Raw genomic sequence first — 20,575 nt, forward strand, 5'->3', positions numbered from 1 at the left:
CTTAATCCTGGCCTTTATGGGAGTTACAGGTCTGAACCGATACTATTTATATACTCCGCCCACATAATCTCGATGATTCCTATCGAGCCACACCTCATCCAGCTTCCATACACCACCAGTCTCTACATAAGTTGCTCGTCCCTGATGCTCGTTCCGATCACTGTAGGGTGCCCAGAGGTTCAGTCGCTCTCCCAACGGATTGAGTGGTTTCCACTGCCACTGGAAACTCACGACGATGCGGTCAGTGCGCCCTGGAGCATTTTCATAGCGCTCAAAGCCAGGCAGGTACTCCCGTTGGGCAATGGTGATAATGTACCGATTTGGTTCTTCTTCAAGCTGGTCGGCAAAAGTTTGGCGTCCCGTGTCAGTAAGCTCAATCACTTTCTCATACATCCCCTGCGAGGTATCGTCCGAGATCGTGACATACTGGAGTCCTTCTAAAATATTGATGGCTGGGAACGGTGGCCGGGCTTCGATGCGGTCTGGGATTCGCCGTGGACAGGCTGCTTTTCGCACTTCTTGAAATGCCTCCTGGTGCTCAACGTCTTTCTGGACAACTGATGGGGCAATCGGTTGGAGCTTCTTCGCTGAATTTTGAGGAACGGCATTACCCGCCGGGTCCGATGTTTTTGGGGTGCAGGCTGCAAGGAAGATCAAGAAGGTAAGAAGAAACACACTTGCCCGTAGAAACCCGGTGATGGTCCGAATGGGAGTGTGCTTCAGGAAGTGCATTGAGGTAAAGCGAGGAAAAATAGGGGGTACCGCCGGAACTTGAATCGAAGACCCACCTGCACTTCGCACGTGGGTCTCATTCTATCGCTTCGCTATTCTTTGAACGCGTTAATGGCTGTGCTTTCACAGGGTTTGAAGAAATCGCCGCCAAAGACCACATTTAAGAGTTGCTTGCGCATTCCCTGAACCCGGCTCAGGGTCATTTCCGGCGAGTTATTGCCTTCGTCAAAGGGGCAGGTCCGGGCAATGGCTTCCAGAAGCGGGAGTTGATGCCGCAATTTGACTTCCATCAATCGAAAGAGCTTATCGCGTTTTTTTGCCTTCATCGGCGACTGGCGGGCATAACACTCCAGATAGCTTAAAAGCTGGTTATAGGCCGCGAGTGAGCCGTGAACTGAATCAAACTCTTCGGCCTGCATGGCTTGAGCCGCTTGATTGAGCCGGGCCATTCCAATTTTCAGACCAGCTTCAAGGTGATCTTCCGGGTCATCTTCGTCAATCAAAATTGATTTTTCAGCATCGGTCAGCACAGCGGGAATCTCCATCCCCGCACCGGCGGTGCCAGCGGCGGTTGCATAACAAGGGAGTGTCTCAATCCCAAGAATCACCAGGAAAAACAGCCCCCAGACCAGCCAAACCTTTCCGAGAACCAAATGTTGTGTCTGATGGTGTCGCATGGCGTCCCTCCTTGCTGCTGTGGCCGAGTTCCGTCAGGGGATTGACTGCGATCTTGCATCTTGGGGGACTGGCCTTATGGTTGGCCGTTGCACCTGAAAAGTTCACCCAGAATGTTTGATCCTGACAAGGCGACTGAGATGGAAGCTCAGCAAGTTGACGAATGAAGCGAAGTAGCGAAAAAGAAGCGAGTGGTGAGTAGCGAGTAGCGAGTAGTCAACCGTTGGGTACTTCAAATGGTTTGTTGTTTTGGTGAGCAGGAAGACCCAAATTGAATAATTCAGATTTTAGGGAGTCGGATGGAAATATCATACCACCAGGGTTCAGGGTTCAGGGTTCAGGGTTCAGGGTTCAGGGCCAGATACTCCACGTTGAGCGGTACCCGCCAGTTCCCCCGTCTTCATCTTGAGTGGGATCAGTCAACTCATCGCCGAAACCCTGAACCCTGACCCCTAACCCCGCTGAACCCTGAACCCTGAACCCGATTTCAGTGGGATTTTATTTTCTTCTGGGTCCCTTACTACTCGCTACTCACTACTCACTACTCACTAGCCTTATTTGCGTGGCCCTTGCTTCTCAACCTGGCGTTTGAGGCTGGGAAGACGAAGATTCACTTTTTCAATTTCAAGCTGATTGGTTTGTGGATTGGCTCGTTCGACAAACAACTCGTAGGCTTTCAGGGCCTGGGCATAGTCTCCCAACCGGTCAAAACAGATTCCCAGAAAGTAGTAGGTCACGGGGACATCTGGGCGTTTCTGGATCATCCACAGAAAGTGCTGGGCGGCGGTAGGGAATTGTTCAAGTTTGAACAACGCCGTTGCCAGCCCGGCGTGGGCAGCATAACTTTCCGGGTCCTGGTTGAGAATGGTGCGAAAGCTGGTGGCAGCTTCCTGAAAGCGTTGCGACTTGAGCAAACCGGATGCGACTCCGGCTTGTGCGTCAGGGGAACGGGGGTTGATGGAGAGGGCTTTTTGGTAGGCATCCAACGCAAGCGCCGGATCGGTGCCTTGTGCCGCATCTCCCAGTTTTACCCACCACGTGGCATTTTTGGGTTCTTGTTTGGTCAACTCGGAATACTGTTCGATGGCTTCGGTCGCCCGATTGCCTTCCATCAGTAATTCCCCAAAAGCGGCCCGCAATGGTCCATTGCTTGAATGGTGCTGTAATGCAGTCTGGGCAAATTGAATTCCATCCTCGGTGAGTTTGGTCGCCCGATAGAGGTCAAGCATATCACGGGCCAAAACCGGATCCGGTTCAATTGTGTACAGGGCCTGAAAATCGGCCAGTGCTTTGGGGTAATTCTTCTGGCTCAGGTAGGCAACCGCGCGACTCCGCAAGAGAAGTGGTTGAATACCTAATCGGTTGAGACCATCGGACAGAGTCTGGAAGGCGCCAGGAGCGTCGCCACTGAGTCGTTGGGCTTCGGCATACACCGCATAAAAGGACGGATCCGCAGGCGGTGTCTGGGCAAGCTCCTTGAGTAAGGCGAGGGCTTCGGCTGGAGCTTTCCGGACCAGCATGAGTTGGGCCGCGCCAAGGCGGGCAAATCCAAGGGACGAATCAAGTTCAATCGCTCGCAAAAACGCTTTTTCAGCTTCAATCGGCTTTTTGCACCGGGTCTGGGCTTCACCAAGCATGGCAAATCCGCGAGCAAAATCATCTTGAAGTTCGACACAGCGGATCAGTGCGGCTGCGGCGTCTTCAAACCGGTTGAGTGAGAGCAGGGCGATGCCGCGCTGGTAATGAACGGCAAACAACTGATCATCGAGTTGCAATGCCTCATCATAGAGCTTGATGGCATCGGTGAACTTGCCCTGGGCATGAAAATCCTGACCCGTGTCAAATTTTTGAGCCGCCAGGGCCTGCCGGTCATCGAGCGATTCACCCAAAGCGGTATCTTCCGAAGCCGCATTCCGGGTTGATTCGACCTTTTTTCCGTTTTTGGGGGAGGACGCACGTTGGGCAATCGCTGAAGTGGTGGCCAGATTGAACCACCCTGTCAGCGCCAACAGCCAGATGGAAATTTTCCACAAGACACGTTGCGACCTCATCTCATTGACCAAACTTTGAAAAACGCAATAAATGCTGAGTGTTGCGAGTAAAAAAGAGAGTGCGGAAAATGCACGAAAGGCCCTGAAACTCTAGCCCAGATACTGGTATTTGAAAACCCTAAATGTCGTAAAGAATGCTAGAATTACGGGAAAAATCATCACATTACGAAAGAGCATAGTTCATGCGAAGTTTTTATGTGCTGCGGTCACTGATTGCACCGGCCTGGGGAAACAAAAATCTGGCCTTTGTTTCGAGTAGTTTAGAGGAAATTCAAGCCAGGTTTGAATCTGAACTTTCAGATCCGTTAAACCTCTATTTGTTTACCCAATATCCTGCGACGCTCAGTTTGCGGACCATCCATTTCAACGAAGAAGTTCAAGACATTTACCTGCTGCCATTTGTGAAAATTGAATTACCAGACTATCCCGAAATCAGTTTTGACGAGGACGGGCGGGTGATTGGGTTTAGTTTTAAAGAAGACGAGCGCGAAAATTCAGAAAAAGATCAACTCGCCACCAAGTTGTTTAATCGAGCAATCCACCCAACCCAGGTGATAGTTGATTGGGAAGGGATGGCGATTGTGCCCCTTAAAGGACCGCTCCTGGAGGTGGGCGAATCAACCCGAGTTTCCGAAGGCGTTGATTGGGAGCGGTATCAGGTCCTGCATTACGGGTTAAATGATTTAGACCAGCAAATCTACTGTGACGACGAAGAAAACTGGCAACCGATAGATGCCGAGCCCACTGATGAAGAATTTGACGATGACGGGTTGGAAAGCGAGTATTGAAAGCCTGGGGCTGAAGATTCTCGGGCTGAAGACAACGAGCTGAAGAATGTGGGCTTTAGTTCATGGTAACTGGTGTTTTGGAACTAAAACTTTCCAAGCACCAGAAGTTGCTTAATTCTTAATTCTTCATTCGAAATGTTTTCCGGTAGCTCGAAAATCAGGCTAATCCATTGAAAAAATATGCCTTTCCCTGAACCCTGAACCCCGCAACCCTGAACCCTGAAAATATTTAGTGCTTGACATCGGATATCAATCCGGCTACAAAGGGCGACTTCGCTTTTCCATCTGCATTTTTGATTTTTCGGGGCGTGGCGCAGCCTGGCTAGCGCGCTTGATTTGGGATCAAGAGGTCGGAGGTTCGAATCCTCTCGCCCCGACCATTTAGCTTTCTTCTCCCGGCGTCAATTTTCTTCCTCTCGACTCTATGACCCGTTTTGCATTCTTACTCCCTGGGATTGTCAACAAGGCCAAAGCCTGGGTTGCCTTTCTCAGTCAATGGCTCATAGGATTTGGCGCTTTTGGGATTTTTGCTCTTACCCTCATAGATTCCGCCCTCATACCAACCGCTGGTGCTCCTGATCTCGCAATCGTCACATTTTCACTTGCCAAACCTGAACAATGGTGGGTTTTTGCGATTGCTGCCGCCCTTGGCTCAACGATTGGGTGTTTCATTCTCTACAGTCTGGCACAAAAAGCTGGTGAAAAACTGCTGGCCTCCGTCAGCCAGGATCGTCGCGCCCGAATTGAAAATTTACTTGGGCGTTGGGATCTCCTGACCCTGATTGTGGCTTCGCTGTTGCCACCACCCTTTCCGTTCAAACCATTTATTATTTGTGCCGGTGCGGTTCGGTTTAACCGGTTTCGCCTGTTTATCGGTCTGTTGATTGGACGTGGAATCCGCTATGGCGTTCTGGCCTATCTGGCCAGGTACTATGGCGAGCAAGCGCTGAAACTGATTGCCCAAAACAGCGGCTGGATCTTTCTCGGAGTAGCCGTTCTCGTCCTGGGAATCTGGCTCTATCAGCGTTTTTTTTCAGGCAAAAACAATGTAATCCCCCCTTCTGAAGCTCATTCGCTGGGTGACTGAAACGCTGCTTGATCACACAAAACCAGACCACTCATATACTTACCGCACTCATACTCTTTTATACCTGCATTTTACGGTGGGCCAGCGGTGGCGCGCCGTTCCAGGTCGGTTTTCGTTTGGTCCAGCGTCACGTCTTTCCAGCCTCTCACTATCCCATTCAATCTGAAACGGAGAAATTCACGTGGCTAAAAAGACAGTTAAGAAAATTGGCGTCCTGGTCGGGCGCGAACGTTCATTTCCAGACGCATTTATTGCTGAAGTCAACTCCCGCAATGCTGGTGTGGTGGCTGAATATTGTTCCCTGGGCGGAACGATTGCCTCAAACACCAGTGAATATGCGGTGATTGTGGACCGAATTTCCCATGAAGTCCCCTATTATCAAACATTTCTCAAACATGAAGCCCTCAATGGCTGCCATGTGATCAACAATCCATTTTGGAAACTGGCCGACGATAAATTTTTCGGGACCGCCATGGCCGAAAAAATTGGCGTTGCCATTCCCAAAACCGTTGCGTTGCCATCCCAGTCCTATATTGACGACATCACGGCTGAAAGTCTGTCCAACCTCAAGTTCCCAATTGACTGGCAGGCGATTGTTGATTACACGGGCTTTCCGGCCTACATGAAGCCGCACTGGGGCGGTGGCTGGAAGCACATTTACAAAGTGAACTCACTGCCGGAATTGTGGAAAGCCTATAATCAGACCGGTACGCTGTGCATGATCCTGCAGGAATCAATTGAATGGGATCAATATGTGCGCTGCATCTGCATCGGCAAAAAACATGTGTTGATCACCAACTGGGATCCACGCAAGCCGCACCACCTCCGCTATGACGCCAGCACACCGCTTCCGCTTGAGTCAGCGCTTGAAAAACGCGTCGTGGCCGATGTGATCAAACTGTGCGAAGCCCTTGGCTATGATATGAACACGGTTGAATTTGCAGTCCGTGACGGCATCCCGTATGCCATTGACTTTATGAACACGGCGCCCGACTTTGCCCTCGAATCCATCGGTGAAACCTATTTCAAATGGGTGATTGACACGATGGCCGACTACACTATCGAATGTGCCAAAAAAGGCACGAAGAAGCCGACGTATCGCTGGGACGCACTTTTGTAAAATGAAGAATGAAGAATGAAGAATGAAGAAAATAAGAAGTTGAATTTTTTTCTTCATTCTCAATTCTTCATTCTCAATTCTTCACTTTGAGTTCTTCATTCTTCATTCAAAAAAACTATGCGACATACAATCACTTTGATTCCCGGAGACGGAATTGGACCTGAGGTAACGGCTGCCACCCTGCGTGTGATCGAGGCAGCCGGTGTTGAAATTCGATGGGAGAAATATGCGGCTGGGGCCGAGGCCCTGGGTCAGTATGGAACGCCGCTCCCCGATAACCTACTGGCCTCAATTCGCCGAACCCGAGTTGCCCTCAAAGGCCCGGTAACGACACCCATCGGAACTGGGTTTACCAGCGTCAACGTTGGGTTGCGGAAAGCACTCGATTTGTATGCCAACTTGCGGCCCGTTAAATCATTGCCCGGAGTCAAATCCCGCTATGAAAACATTGATTTGATTGTAGTTCGGGAAAATACCGAAGACCTGTACTCAGGACTTGAACACGTGGTGGTGCCAGGGGTTGTGGAAAGTCTGAAGGTGATTACTGAAGTGGCTTCGACCCGCATTTCCCGCTTTGCCTGCGATTACGCCCGCAAACACAAACGTCGCAAGGTGACTGCCGTCCACAAAGCAAATATTATGAAGCTTTCCGACGGCCTGTTTCTGGATTGCTTCCGCAAGGTAAGTCAGCATTATCCGGAAATCGAACCTGAAGATAAGATTGTTGATAATGCCTGTATGCAGTTGGTGATGTATCCGGAAAAGTACGATGTACTGTTGATGGAAAACCTCTATGGCGACATCCTTTCCGATCTGTGTACCGGACTGGTTGGCGGCCTGGGGGTTGTCCCAGGTGCCAATATTGGCGACAACATGGCGGTCTTTGAAGCTGTTCACGGCAGTGCCCCGGACATTGCCGGGCAAGGATTGGCCAATCCGACCGCATTGATTATGACCGCCATCATGATGCTGGACCACATCAACGAGATCGAAGCCTCCCGCAACATTGAGAAAGCTTTGTTTGAAGTGTTGACTGAAGGAAAATCTTTGACCCGTGACCTGGGTGGCAACTCCAGCACAATGCAATTTACCGAAGCCATTGCTTCACGCCTTGAAGCCTGGCGGGCAGAGAAAGCAGATGAAGCGAAAGAGCGAAAGAGCGAGTAGCGAGATAGCGAGTAGCGAGTAGTCAATCAAGAGCGAGTAGCGAGTAGTCAATCCAACCCAAACAGTATTTTATCTGTTACCTTCGTAACGAATTGACTGAGTAAGGGATAACCTGAATGACAGTAAGTTTGGATTGACTACTTGCTATCTCGCTATCTCGCTACTCGCTTTTGTGTGCTCAAGTCGAATTTCCCGCTTTATTTCATCCACCACTCGAAAAGTAATCCGCGCACCATTTGGCCAGGAAAATCCTTTCAACCGCTCACTCCACTCGATGGCCAATACCCCAGGCTGATCAAGGACTTCTTCCAATCCAAGACTCTGCAGCAGGTCCGCACCTTCGGGCAGGCGATATAAATCAACGTGATGAAAGAGTAAACGTCCCTCTTCATAGCGATTGACCAGGGTAAAGGTTGGGCTTGAGACCTCGCGTTCGTCCACACCGAGGCCAGCCGCTAACCCTTTGACAAAGCACGTCTTCCCAGCTCCCAAATCTCCTTCCAGCAAAATCAAAAAGCAGACTCGGGCCATTTCGGGAGTAATCGCCTCCCCAAGTTCATAACCCAGATCAAAAGTTGCTTCAGGCGAATCTGAATGAAACGTTCCATTCTCCCAATGTGGCATAGTGTGAATTCTTGATTGAAAGAAAAAGGTACAGAGTTCAAGCTTTCGATTGAACTCTGTACCAATGGCATTGTTGAACAATGAGTGAAGCGACGAGTAGACGATCTGATGCTAACCCAATGGCTAGCCTTCTTCATTCTGACTTATTCGGGCCGTTTGGCGCCTTCAGGAACCACCGAAATAATAATTCGGCGATGGTTGCCAGCCGCATCTGGACGTGAATCGTCAAAGTTGCGGACTTCAACCCGATTGGCATCAATGCCTTTGGAGGTCAGGTAGTCACGCGCTTTTTCGGCCCGAGCCTGAGCCGTGCCGGCTTTTTCACCAGCTTCAGAGTGCCCGTCAATCACACACACGGCGGTCGGGTCAGATTGCAGTGTACTGGCGACTTCATCAAGCACCGCTTTGCACTGGTTATCAATGCGAGAGATGTTCCTCTTAAACATCGTGGTGTCACAGGTGAAGGTCCGCACCGGTGGCGGCGGAGGCGGTGCGATGATTTCAACCGTGGTCGAGGCTGGTGCTGAATCACAGGTCTTATCGTTGGCCACGACTGACACGGTAATCGTGCCGGCTGACACTCCCTGGGTATTAACCGTGATTTTTGATCCTCTGCCTTCGATGCCTCCGCGAGAAGCCGTCCATTTGTAGGTCAGTTTGTCATCGTCTTCATCCTTGCCAACTGCCGTGAAGGTAAACGGCTGGTCTGATCCTTCTTTAATTGAAGTTGGAGAAGCCGAGACGGTCACAGTTGGGCAATGATTGACTTTTTCGACGATGACCGAGACTTCTTTGTTGACCGAATGGCCGCACGAATCTGCGACGTTGACGGTAATCAACACGTTTCCAGGCGCCGTAATGCCCGGCGTCCAGGTAACGGATGTGCCTTCGCCTTTTAAGTCGCCACTGGTGGCAAACCAGCGATAGGTCAGCGTGGAATCCGCCGCATCCGGGTCGGTGGCGGTCACCGTGGCGGTCACAACGTCTTTGCTCTTTTCTTTGACGGCAAGTTTGTCAGCCGAGAGCGTAACTGTTGGGGCGACGTTGCCCAGACAAGGATCGGGTTTTTCGATCTTGCGATAGCCCAGGGTCACATGACCAACCATGCCGTGGAAATCACCACCATCTGCCCGGCGGTCATTGGAATTGGTCAGCATATAGCGATACGCACCGCCAAAGCTGAAGAACGTTTTGTGCTTTTTGCCAAACGGCACAAACCGGGCGCCAACGGTCACATCCAGAGGATTGACTGGATTGAGGTTTGGCGTCCCGCTACCAAAGTAATTGGTTGAAACCAGTTCCGATACAAACTGCACCCGATCATTGAAGGGAATATCCACCGCGACCGAGGCAATGGCTTTGTTCCGTCGGTCAACGTAGGTAAAGCGATCTTCCGGGTCACCCGTTTTGACCAGGCCAAAGTTCATGCTGACGGTGGCCAGTTTAAAGCGTGGCGTGACGGCCAGAATGCCGCCAAAATCAATGTCTCCGGCACCGCTTCCGCTGACGATTCCCCCACCTAACCCATCACGAAAAACCGATTCAGCGGTAAAGGACGGGATATCCACAAACCCAATCAAGGCAAAGCCGACCGGGGCATCCTGGCTGTTGAGCCGGTATTTCATCCCAACCGTGGTATTGCCGACTTTGTGCTTGCTGCGTCCAAAGAATGGATAGTCATTGAGATAGCCGGGAACTGTCCCGAACGTGCCGGGCGCGCCGGGTAAAATTCCCCCGACCGTGGCACCCGTTAACGGAATTTGCACTACATTCCCTTGCCGACCTGGCGTGAAAGTGACTGTACCAACAACAAGAGATGTAAACCCTGGATAAGAAATAAAAGGTACTCCATCAGGGTTGCCGCCAGCATAGGTGGGAGTCGCAAATCGCCCAGGATTGACAACATTGGGAAGATAAAACCCGCTAATTCCAGTGACTTCCGAGGTCGAAAGTTGTTGCCGAAAGATAGATGAGGCAAACAGTTCGATTCGATCCGTCAGCCCCACACCGACGTTGAGGATGTTCTGACTGATGTCCACATCGCCTGGGTCACGGTCGAAGTTGTTGTAAAAGTAGGAAACATTAAACTCACCGCGTTTCAACGTTGAGGCGTCATACACGGAAAATAGTCCCGTTCCACCTGTCACGGTTGCCTGCGTGCTGCGGTTTTTTTCACGTTGCGTTTCCTGTGCTGTCACGCAGGTACAACAGACCAGGAAGCCTAAAACCAAAACGGCCAGTTTTTGTGCAAATCGTTTCATGAAATATTTCCTCTTGAAGTTGAAAAAATAGGGCTGAAAAAACCAGGGCTGAAGAAGTTGGACTGAAGACATTGGGCCAGGGGGCTGAGGGCTGAAGATAAGGGCTGAAGACGTCAGGCTGAAGAAAACGGGTGAAATCAATCCTAACACTACAACGAGGTTTTAATAAAAAACCGGGTCTTAAGCCCAGGAACTGGGTGGCAGGCATGTAGCCCAGAGTGCAACCCTGGGACCAACGGCCTGCTCTCCCTCCCCGCCGGCAACCGCCTACGGCGGTTGCCGGCGGGGAGGGAGAAATTGGGGATGACCGTCAACCCAGGGTTTCGAAGACTCCACCCTGGGCTACATGCCATCACCCGCTTCGCAGGTTAAAACCGAAACCTCGTTGTAGTACTAAGCCCGATGTCTTCAGTCCCAAGCCCTGAGCCCTGGTTTTTTCAGCCCGTTAGTCTTTAGGCGTAAATTCCACGCATCTTGGTTTCATAGGCTACACGGTCAATGGCGAGCATGTAGGCTGCGATGCGCATGTTGACGTTGCGTTCTTCAGAGAAGCGCACAACTTCGTGGAACGAATCCACCATCGTGTCACGGAGTCGTTCGTTGACGACGTCTTCTTTCCAGAAGAAACCCATCCGGTTTTGCACCCATTCAAAGTAGGAAACCGTTACACCACCAGCGTTGGCCAGAATATCCGGAATCACAAACACACCATTGCTTTGCAGAATGTCATCAGCGGCAGCGGTCGTCGGACCGTTGGCGCCTTCGGCCATAATGCGGCATTTGATGCGGTTGGCATTTTTGGAGGTAATCTGATTTTCAGTCGCAGCGGGCATCAACACGTCGCATTCGAGTTCGAGCAGGTCGCTATTTGACACAATCTCGCCACCGCCAAACCCTTCAAACGTCCGGTGCTGTTTCAGATAGTCAAGCGCCGCATTGACATCCAACCCGTTCGGGTTATAGATGCCGCCTTTGATTTCAGACAGTGCTGTGACCTTAAAGCCTTTTTCCTGAAGCAATTGGGCACCGATTCCGCCGACGTTTCCAGACCCTTGAACCACCACTCGAGTGTCTTCGGGTTTGAGCTTGAACTTTTTGCAGGCTTCTTCGATCACAAAGAGCAACCCACGGCCAGTCGCTTCGCGGCGACCTTTGGACCCACCCAGTTCGATTGGTTTTCCAGTGACCACGGCATTGACGGTGTGGCGGGCGTGCATGGAGTAGGTATCCATCAACCAGGCCATGACCTGTTCGTTGGTATTCATATCCGGTGCCGGAACATCACGTTCCGGACCAATGATATCAATGAGTTCCGACGTGAACCGGCGGGTCATCCGTTCGAGTTCGGTCAGTGACATTTTGGATGGATCACAAATCACGCCGCCTTTCCCACCACCAAACGGGACGTTGACCACGGCGCATTTCCAGGTCATCCACGCTGCCAGTGCGCGAACTTCGTCCAGCGAGACATCGGGGGCAAAGCGGATACCGCCTTTGGCTGGTCCACGGGCAAAATTGTGCTGAACGCGATAGCCGACGAAAACTTCATAATGGCCATCATCCATCATTGTTGGAATATAGACCGTCATTTCGCGGTTCGGGCACCGCAAGATGCGATAGATATTCGGATCCAGATCGAGCAGTTTGGCCGCAACGTCAAACCGTGACATCATCGATTCAAACGGATTGGCTTCCTTTATATTTTTTGCGTCGTCTACAAAAGGACTGGGCATGGGGTTCCTCCTTGGGTTCAAAACCAAGAAATCAGAATGAATAAAATGGTGAAAAGAGCGTGCTGTCTCGGCAGACAACAGGTGAGCAAAAACAAAGAGCAGCGTGAGGTGTGAATGATGAAAAACCCTGGACCAATTGAGGGTTCCTCATCATCCAGGGTGATTTTGAGATCGTTCATCAATCACTTTTCAGGCAGGGGGCCGGTGACTGGCTCCCCGGTAGGGTCACGGATGTATTCAGGGCGCCAGAGCGAAACCCTTCCAAATCGAGGGCAATATAGAGAAATCCAAGTGGCTTGAGTGCCGCTACCAGTTGCTGGGCCATCACTGGATCAAGTGCCCGAGGCAGTTCGGTTGGACTGATTTCAATGCGGGCGATGTCGCCATGATGACGCAGTCGAAAAATGGAAAATCCAAGCTGACGGATGGCACGTTCGCCACGCTCAATGGCCGAAAGTTTCTGGATCGTGACCGGCATGCCATAGGGAATCCGCGACGAAAGGCAGGGGGAGGCAGGTTTTTCAGCCGTCGGCAACTTCCAGACCCGCGAGCGCTCACGGATTTCAGCTTTGGTCAGGCCAACTTCAATCAACGGGCTACGCACCCCTAGTTCACGTCCAGCCTGCATTCCAGGTCGGTAATCGCCGGTATCATCGGCATTATTGCCATCACAAATGGTTGTGAAATCCTGCTGACGGGCAATCTCAAGCAAGTGGGTAAATAACTCATTTTTACAGAAATAGCACCGATTGACCGGGTTGGAACGGTATGGCTCGCGCTCCATTTCCTGGGTGTGGATCCAGTGATGGTTGAGCTTCCACTCGGCAACCATCCGGTTAATTTCCTGATGCTGGTCCTGAGGGAAACTCGGGCTGATGGCCGTCACCGACAGGGCCCGGTCACCGAGTTCCTGATGGGCAATAAAACTCAAATAGCTGCTGTCCACACCGCCGGAAAACGCAATCAGAACTGGAGCATGGTTGGCAAACCAGTTTCGCAGTTGGTGTTCTTTGGTTTCAGCGGATGATAAAAGTGGGGAAGCCTCCAAAGTGGACCGCTCACCCAGGGCAGCCATGCTCATAGGGAAGATAAAACCCGTCGGTTGATGTGAGTCGTGATTGAATGTGAAAAAACGTGAGAAACTTTTTGAAACTGCAAACGCCTGCTGGAAAGCGCCGCCATCATACTGCAAGGGGTGCGGCAAGGCAAGCCTTGGCTTGGCGCAAATTGGCACTAACTTGCACAACCTGAGTTGCTTAGAAGGTTACCCCTGTGTATGATGGATGATCAGGATCATCCTCGCTGCAGCAACCTGTTACTGCGATTTCACATCACAAGGTGCTGAAAATCTGCAGCAAGTACCTGAAAAGTTCCAGCAAACAGATCGTTTCGCCTCGCATTCACCTGGAAAAAGTTGCAACCATATGTAACTCGCCACGTTTGTGAGGCATCTCATCCTCATAGAATAGCCTGCTCGACGGAGGATTTTTGGCTGTGCAAGACATTAACCATCTCAATAACTCACTCAATCCAATGAATAATTCAATTGAACCACCGAGCTTTTCTGGACTTTCGGAGGAATCGCTGGTCACGCGATTTTTCGGGATTGTTTCATCCAGCGCCAGGGAATTTGCGGCTGACCCAGGTGGGTTTGTGCGCGGCATTTTTGTTTCGACATACAATGAAGGCGCGTTTGGCGGTGTCCGTTCCGAATCCCTCTTCAAGCGGCTTCCTCGCGAAATCAAACAAAACGCCCGTGACTTTTCTCAGAATCCAGCAGGTTATGTGAAATCCGTCGTCACCATGACGGATCGCGAAGGACAACGGTTTGAGTTGGTGATGTGGTGTATGGCGGCGGCATTTTTCGCCTTTACCGCCACATTCGGTCTGTTTTTTGTGTTGCCGCGACTGTTGTTTCCAACCCCGGAAAATCTCTCGGTCCTTCGACCTGATGAACAAGTAATCTTCACTGTTCCGTTGCCGGAAGCTCAACCCAAGGTCAAGCCTGACACCAAACCGCTGGGTGCCGGATTTGGCGCCAAAAAGCCAGGTGGTGGTGGTGGCGGCGGTGGAAAAAATGAACCAACGCCGGCTTCAAAGGGAAGACTCCCTGAATTTGCCTTAAAAGAACCGATTATTGATCCTTCTCCAACCAAACAGGTCAAAAATCCGGAATACCAGATTCCAATGAACGTGATGGCCAACCCGGCCCAAATGCCAAAGCAGGACCTGGCACTTGATGTTGTCGGTGACCCAACCAGCAACATCACCGCACCTTCGAGCGGCACCGGCACGGGTGGCGGGATTGGCAATGGCAGTGGTCGTGGAATCGGTTCCGGTCAAGGGTCCGGCGCCGGTCCTGGGAAAGGCGGTGGGTATGGTGGTGGAGAACCCGGCGGCGGACTCGGTGGCGGCGCCCCAGACACTCGGCCACAGATCATTTCGCAATCAAAGCCGAAATACACCGAAGAAGCTCGTCAGAATAAGATCGTCGGCAAAGTGGTATTGTCGGTCGAGTTTCGGGCTGATGGTTCAATCGGCAATGTTCGAGTCGTCCGCAGTCTGGGCTATGGATTAGATGAAAATGCAATTGCGGCTGCCCGATTGATTCGTTTCCGCCCGGCAATGAAGGGTGGTTCCCCAGTTACTTTTACCTCACGAGTTGAGTTCAGCTTCAATTTGATTTAGCACCGACTCAAATTTCACTTTCCGAAAGAGCACCGAATCGAATAGATTCGGTGCTCTTTTGTTTTGGGGTTGGGGCAGTAAAAAAAGACAAAAGGACGCAAGGGACAAAAAGGACATAAATTCAAAACCCTGAACCCTGAACCCTGAACCCTGATTTCAGGAGATTTCCTATGCGAAAACGAGTGTATGTGGTCTATACCGGCGGAACGATTGGCATGCGCAAGACGGAAAATGGCTATGCCCCCGCATCTGGCTATCTGAAAGAGCAAATGTTGAATTCACCCGTGTTGCGCAATCCGGCCATGCCTGAATACACAATTCACGAGTATGACCAGCTCCTTGATTCAGCCAACATGACGCCGGATGACTGGCTGAAAATTGCTGAAGACATTGCCGCGCATCACGATGAATATGATGGCTTTGTGGTGTTGCACGGAACGGACACGATGGCGTACACGGCATCGGCGCTGCCGTTTATGCTGCAAGGGCTGCGCAAACCCGTCATTCTCACCGGGTCGCAAATTCCGCTCTGCGAAGTCCGCAATGATGCCCGTGATAATCTGATCACCAGTTTAATTCTGGCGGGAAACTACCAGATTCCAGAGGTTTGTCTGTACTTTGGCAACAAACTGTTTCGCGGCTGTCGGTCAGTCAAGGTCAACGCTGATGGATTACAGGCATTTGCTTCGCCCAACTTTCCACCACTTGGAACCGCAGGCATTGAAATCGAAATTGCCTGGAATCTGGTGCTTGAACCGCCACCGGAAAACGTTCCGCTCCGGGTTCATCCGATTGTCCATCCGCCATTTGTCGGTGCCGTGCGACTCTTTCCAGGAATTTCAGCAGAAATCATGCACAACATTTTGCAGCCGCCACTCAGAGGACTTGTCCTCGAAGCCTATGGCGTAGGCAATGGTCCGGACCGCAATGAAGATTTTATTGCCACATTGAAAGAAGCTTCTGACCGGGGGGTGGTGATCATCGGCTGTACCCAGTGTTTGCTTGGCAGAGTCAGCCTGGGAAGTTATGCGACTGGAGCTTCGATGGCACGGGCCGGAGTGGTGAGTGGATTTGATATGACCCCCGAAGCCGCACTGGCCAAGATGTTTCATCTGTTCAGCATGGGGCTGCCGCCGTCGGTCGTGAAACTCCAGATGCAACGCAATTTACGCGGGGAAATCACTGAGCCGGGGTTTTCAACTGCCACGGGAAGACTGTAAAAAGAACGAGTGGCGAGTAGTCTGACTACTCGCTATCTCGCTATCTCGCTACTCACTCTTCTGTGCTACTCTGGCGGGTCATACCCGGCCAGCAGGTTGTACCAGCCTTTGGTCATATGGTCAAAATCAGAGATCAGTTGCGCGCGGAGCAGGGAAAGTTCGGGGATTTCGGCGGCTCGCGCGCGTCCGCGACGCCGGGCCGCCTCAGAAGGGTTTTGGAGTGGGAGTGGCGGTGGATATCCTTCGGCAATCGAGTCAAAAATGTACCAGCCCTGGGCACTGTCAGAATCCGCGCCGTAAAACATGCCATATTCGCCGTTGAGCGGGTCATAGACGACAGCGATTTGCCAGGGCATTCCAAACACTTTGCGTTGGGTAGCCCGATCCGTCCCAGACATAAACACGCCAAACCCTGGATGGGTGTGATACCAGCCAACCACACGTAATTGCACTTCCTTGCCTTGTTCCTGAGCCCGGTTTTGCAGCCGTTCGATGTGTTGTGAAACGGCCATCAAGTCATCAGCTCCCATTTCAACGTGAGTTGGGCCGGCGGTGGCTTCCTGAGCCGGAATCGCATCAATAATAGTGGTATAAGTGACTTCGCGGTCGTTTTCCTTCCACGAATACACATTGCCGACCAGGATTCCACCGCATTCATTTTCACCCATAAATGCTCTGACGAGTGAAGCCTCTTCGGATTGAGTCTGGGGAAGAGCCATATCAGGTGGCGCGGCCATCAGGATTTTTTCTTCGGCCTGACGGGCCAGGTAAATCCTCAGTCCGGCTGGATCGGGCTGTCCAAGGGTTTCAAGAACGTGCGGCAGTGGACGTTCCAGAGGCTTTACGTCACGAACTTTTTTGATTACGAAGGTCATAGTCAGGGTTCAGGGTTCAGGGTTCAGGGTTCAGGGTTCAGTGAACAGGCAATTTGACAAGGTTTCTGATTCCTAGCGATTGCGGATTCGGAACCGCCCGCCTGGCCCGCCGCTGTCTTGCTGGGTGTTGACCCGTTTGATGACAAACGTGTGGGATGGCTGTTCACCAGGGGTTGGGAGCAACGCCTGGTCGCTCGGGAACAGCGTCGGGTTGGCGTAAAACCAGTCAGCGGCTTTGTAGTTGGCAATGCTATATGGATCAACAATTTGCGGGTCAAATTGAAAAATACGCGCCAGTTTGATCACAAATGAAGCCAGCCCTTCGCGGAAATCCCAGCTTCCGATACACACCTTGCCGTCCGGCCATACGTGCGGATGAAAAATCGGCGTCATCTCGTGCATCATCACAATTGGTTTTTCAAACGGATGTTGTGGGGAAAGAATGATCCGGATCCGATGTTCGTCCCGAGTGGTTGTCGGGCTGACATAACACCGAATCTTAAAGGTAATGATGTATTCGGTTGGCGGAATATCATTGCCTTGCCAGTGAATGACTGGACCGCGAATGGTTTTCATTTCTTCGAAATCAGCCGCGAGGCGGGCCATGCGCACATCGTCAGGGGTTCCCATGTTGACTTCCTCTTGCTCTTAAACTGTGGTGGATATCGTGTTTGTGTTCAGGGGCACTGTAAATTCAAATTACACCAAAACCTGGCTAAAAACACAAAAAGTTTGTTTTGCAAAAAAATGGATCGAAATTCTGACCGTGGAACTGATGAAACGCTACAACCAATTTCTTTTCAATACCATACCAGTACTGAGACACTGGCGGAGGCTTTTGGGTTCCACCCGCTGGAGCGAAATTTCCGGCATCCGGCATAGGAGAGCCTGTGCAAGATCAACTAAAGTGCTGCAAATAAAGAATGAAGAATGAAGAATGAAGAAACGCTAAATAGTTCTTATTCAATAGAATAGAATCGGAAACCACTGCTCGAATCATTTTTCAACGCCTGTCTTCAAATCAATTTTCTTCCATCAAAAAGTGCCATGCCTCACTCATCCGAATCAACCAATAAAGCCGCAAACCCGCTCGAAGCCGAAGGACAACAGCGAGCCAGACGTGTCCAGCAGATGTTTTCCGAAATCGCACCCCGCTATGACCTGCTCAACCATCTGCTTTCAATGAATATTGATAAGCGCTGGCGACGCTTTACCGTGCGCAAACTGCAGGATGTCCTTGATCAGCCTGGAGCGACCGCGCTTGATATTTGTTGTGGGACCGGCGATTTGTCGCTCGAACTTGGTCAGAAAGTGCCCACCATCGGCGTTGATTTTTGCCATCCGATGCTGGTGATTGGGCTTGAAAAAGTGCGCAAGACCGGGTTGCCGGTTCGCTTATGTGCCGGTGATGCTTTGAACCTGCCGTTTCAGGATGCCCGGTTCGATGCCGTCACCAATGCGTTCGGCCTTCGAAACGTGACCGATGTCGAACGTGGACTGGCCGAAGTATACCGCGTCCTCAAACCTGGAGGCCGGGCCGCCATTCTGGAGTTTTCTCGTCCAATTCTCCCAGGGTTTCGTGAAGCCTTTCAATGGTACTTTAACCACGTTTTGCCCCGCATTGGCGGTATGATTTCGGGCTCCAGTATGGCGTATACCTACCTGCCGACTTCGGTGAAAAGCTTCCCTGATCAAAAACAACTGGCTGACCTGATGCGCAAAGTCGGGTTTACCGACGTCAAATATCATAACCTTTCAGGCGGTATTGCTGCCCTGCATTTGGGAAACAAGCCGAAGAATGAAGAATTGAGAATGAAGAATGAAGAATTGAGAATGAAGAATGAAGAATGAAGAAATAAACTGGTGCTTGGTTCTTAGTGCCTGGTTTCGAAAACCCGGAACCCGGAACCCGGAACCCGGAACCCGGAACCCGGAACCCGGAACCCGGAACCCGGAACCCGGAACCCGGAACCCGGAACCCGGAACCCGGAACCCGGTGTATTCTTCATTCTTCATTCCCACACCGTCCGTTTCCGTACACTCCCGTACATTTGCGTACGCCTTCGGCCTGTCAAATGTCGGTTATCCTGCCTGAAATCAATCGTTGAAGTTCGGAAATAATCTTATTTAAGGTCAGTACTCTGATTATTTCAATAGAGTAAACTATTGGAAAAATTGGGTTTCCCTGAACCCTGAGCCCTAAGCCCCAGCCCAAAATGTGTTGATGTCCAGTTGTGGTCTCTCGCTTGCACTCAGTCAGGTGCGAAAGTGAGGAGACCACATCAATGGACCGTCAAATCAGTCAATCAACCAAAATCAAAAGAACGCTCTGGCGGAGTTTTTCGGTAATTCTCGTCCTTGGAGCGGCAATGGCGGCTCTGGCATACGGGCCACGGCTGCTCAAGCCCACGATTAGACGGGCCGATTTTCGCACCGCACGCGTCGAAGCCGGTCCGATTGAAGCGACGATCAATTCCACCGGGGTGGTGGTGCCCGATTTTGAACAGGTCATTTCCAGCCCGGTGAATGGTCGGATTTTGCGGGTGTTAAAACGCCCAGGTGATCCGGTCCGGCGGGGTGATGCCATTCTGGAACTGGATGTCAGCGAGGCCACGCTGGCGCTTGAAAAACTCAAACAGCAAATTGACCTCAAACAGAATCAGCAAGCCAAAGCCAGACTGGACCTGCAGAACACCCTCAACACGCTCCGCAGCCAGTGGGAAATCAAAAATCTTGATTATGAAGCCGCAAAAGCTTCGACGGGACGCAACCGGAAGTTGAAGGAACTGGGGTTGCTCTCTGCCGAACAGCTTCACGAAGCAGAAATTCGGGAAGAAAAAATCGCCTTCGAACTCAAACAACTCTCCGCCGCCCAGCAAAACGCTGAAGCCTCAACCACGACCCAGCTTGAAGGGCTGGACCTGGAAATGAAGTCGCTCCTCAACGAGCAGGCTGATATGGAACGCCAGCTTGAACTGGCGACGACCAAGGCTGACCGGGATGGCGTGCTGACCTGGGTGATTACCGAGACAGGGACTTCGGTATTGAAAGGTGCGTTACTCGCTCGAATTGCCGATCTGAGTTCGTTTCGGGTGGATGCCACCGTGTCAGATATCCATTCCCGCCGACTTTCCACTGGTTTGCCCGTGACGATCAAAATCAATGACGAATTGCTTTCTGGAACCGTGTCAGTGATTAACCCAACGATCAAAGATGGAGTGATGACGGTTGGAATCGCGCTGGTTGAAAAATCGAGCCCGCTGCTGAAATCAAATTTGCGCGTGGATGTGCTCATCGTGACTGACCGCAAAAGTCAGTCTTTAAAAATAAGAAAAGGGGTCTTTGCCGCGACAGATGGCATTGATCACGTTTTTGTCGTTCGCGGAGACCGACTGGTGAAACATCAGGTCAAGTTCGGAATCTCGGGCTTTGACACCCTCGAAGTGCTGTCCGGCCTGGTCGAGGGCGATGAAGTCGTGATTTCCGATATGAAGGAGTACCAGCACATGCGTGACATCCAGATTCGGTAGCCGCCACTGGTATCTCATAGTCAG

General features: G+C 51.4%; 17 protein-coding genes and 1 tRNA gene. 9 read left to right on the forward strand and 9 right to left on the reverse strand.

The features are described from left to right. Positions 1–42: 42 nt before the first annotated feature. The 3 genes from HY774_14180 to HY774_14190 all read right to left on the reverse strand — a co-directional run bounded on the left by HY774_14180 (position 43) and on the right by HY774_14190 (position 3,440). Complete coding sequence (locus HY774_14180) at positions 43–801, reverse strand: hypothetical protein (protein ID MBI4749632.1); 759 nt, start codon at positions 799–801, stop codon at positions 43–45. A 23-nt stretch (positions 802–824) separates the two neighbouring features. Then, positions 825–1,409 (reverse strand): hypothetical protein, encoded by a 585-nt coding sequence (locus HY774_14185; GenBank protein ID MBI4749633.1) that lies wholly within the window; start codon positions 1,407–1,409, stop codon positions 825–827. Between the two features lie 552 nt (positions 1,410–1,961). Next, positions 1,962–3,440: a tetratricopeptide repeat protein gene (locus HY774_14190; GenBank protein MBI4749634.1), complete on the reverse strand. Its 1,479-nt coding sequence runs from the start codon at positions 3,438–3,440 to the stop codon at positions 1,962–1,964. A gap of 200 nt (positions 3,441–3,640) precedes the next feature. Here HY774_14190 and HY774_14195 point away from each other — a divergent pair, with 200 nt between their 5' ends. From HY774_14195 to HY774_14215, 5 genes are all read left to right on the forward strand, one after another. Then, a complete protein-coding gene (locus HY774_14195; protein MBI4749635.1) occupies positions 3,641–4,246 on the forward strand; it encodes a hypothetical protein in 606 nt (201 codons plus the stop codon). A 302-nt stretch (positions 4,247–4,548) separates the two neighbouring features. Then, positions 4,549–4,626 (forward strand) — tRNA-Pro (locus tag HY774_14200). 44 nt (positions 4,627–4,670) lie between these two features. Further along, entirely contained in the window at positions 4,671–5,333 is a 663-nt protein-coding gene (locus HY774_14205; GenBank protein ID MBI4749636.1) for a VTT domain-containing protein, read from the forward strand. A 175-nt stretch (positions 5,334–5,508) separates the two neighbouring features. Further along, on the forward strand, positions 5,509–6,453 hold the full coding sequence (locus HY774_14210) for a hypothetical protein (GenBank protein ID MBI4749637.1): 945 nt from the start codon (positions 5,509–5,511) through the stop codon (positions 6,451–6,453). A 117-nt stretch (positions 6,454–6,570) separates the two neighbouring features. Further along, the gene (locus tag HY774_14215) at positions 6,571–7,620 is read left to right on the forward strand and encodes an isocitrate dehydrogenase (NAD(+)) (GenBank protein MBI4749638.1); all 1,050 of its coding nucleotides are present in this window, start codon (positions 6,571–6,573) and stop codon (positions 7,618–7,620) included. A 144-nt stretch (positions 7,621–7,764) separates the two neighbouring features. Here the strand turns inward: HY774_14215 and tsaE are convergent, their stop codons facing one another. The 4 genes from tsaE to larE form a co-directional block, all read right to left on the reverse strand. After that, on the reverse strand, positions 7,765–8,244 hold the full coding sequence (tsaE, locus tag HY774_14220; protein MBI4749639.1) for a tRNA (adenosine(37)-N6)-threonylcarbamoyltransferase complex ATPase subunit type 1 TsaE: 480 nt from the start codon (positions 8,242–8,244) through the stop codon (positions 7,765–7,767). Between the two features lie 143 nt (positions 8,245–8,387). Next, positions 8,388–10,505, reverse strand: coding sequence for an OmpA family protein (locus HY774_14225; protein ID MBI4749640.1), 2,118 nt, complete (start codon positions 10,503–10,505; stop codon positions 8,388–8,390). Positions 10,506–10,957: 452 nt separating this feature from the next. Beyond that, a complete protein-coding gene (locus HY774_14230) occupies positions 10,958–12,238 on the reverse strand; it encodes a Glu/Leu/Phe/Val dehydrogenase (GenBank protein ID MBI4749641.1) in 1,281 nt (426 codons plus the stop codon). A 178-nt stretch (positions 12,239–12,416) separates the two neighbouring features. After that, positions 12,417–13,313 (reverse strand): ATP-dependent sacrificial sulfur transferase LarE, encoded by an 897-nt coding sequence (gene larE / locus HY774_14235; GenBank protein ID MBI4749642.1) that lies wholly within the window; start codon positions 13,311–13,313, stop codon positions 12,417–12,419. Between the two features lie 419 nt (positions 13,314–13,732). On the opposite strand from larE, the gene HY774_14240 reads away from it, so the two are divergent. Both HY774_14240 and ansA read left to right on the forward strand, forming a co-directional pair. Next, positions 13,733–14,926, forward strand: a complete 1,194-nt coding sequence (locus HY774_14240; GenBank protein MBI4749643.1) for an energy transducer TonB — start codon at positions 13,733–13,735, stop codon at positions 14,924–14,926. Between the two features lie 170 nt (positions 14,927–15,096). After that, positions 15,097–16,146: an asparaginase gene (gene ansA / locus HY774_14245; GenBank protein MBI4749644.1), complete on the forward strand. Its 1,050-nt coding sequence runs from the start codon at positions 15,097–15,099 to the stop codon at positions 16,144–16,146. A 65-nt stretch (positions 16,147–16,211) separates the two neighbouring features. Here ansA and HY774_14250 read toward each other — a convergent pair whose 3' ends face one another. Together HY774_14250 and HY774_14255 are read right to left on the reverse strand one after the other, a co-directional pair. Further along, positions 16,212–17,021: a Mov34/MPN/PAD-1 family protein gene (locus HY774_14250; GenBank protein MBI4749645.1), complete on the reverse strand. Its 810-nt coding sequence runs from the start codon at positions 17,019–17,021 to the stop codon at positions 16,212–16,214. Between the two features lie 72 nt (positions 17,022–17,093). Next, entirely contained in the window at positions 17,094–17,651 is a 558-nt protein-coding gene (locus tag HY774_14255) for a hypothetical protein (protein MBI4749646.1), read from the reverse strand. A gap of 417 nt (positions 17,652–18,068) precedes the next feature. Here HY774_14255 and ubiE point away from each other — a divergent pair, with 417 nt between their 5' ends. Both ubiE and HY774_14265 read left to right on the forward strand, forming a co-directional pair. Continuing rightward, positions 18,069–18,872, forward strand: a complete 804-nt coding sequence (ubiE, locus tag HY774_14260; protein ID MBI4749647.1) for a bifunctional demethylmenaquinone methyltransferase/2-methoxy-6-polyprenyl-1,4-benzoquinol methylase UbiE — start codon at positions 18,069–18,071, stop codon at positions 18,870–18,872. A gap of 434 nt (positions 18,873–19,306) precedes the next feature. Continuing rightward, on the forward strand, positions 19,307–20,551 hold the full coding sequence (locus tag HY774_14265; protein ID MBI4749648.1) for an HlyD family efflux transporter periplasmic adaptor subunit: 1,245 nt from the start codon (positions 19,307–19,309) through the stop codon (positions 20,549–20,551). The last annotated feature ends 24 nt before the right edge of the window (positions 20,552–20,575 follow it).

Source organism: Acidobacteriota bacterium, from assembly GCA_016208495.1.
GTDB lineage: Bacteria > Acidobacteriota > Blastocatellia > Chloracidobacteriales > Chloracidobacteriaceae > JACQXX01.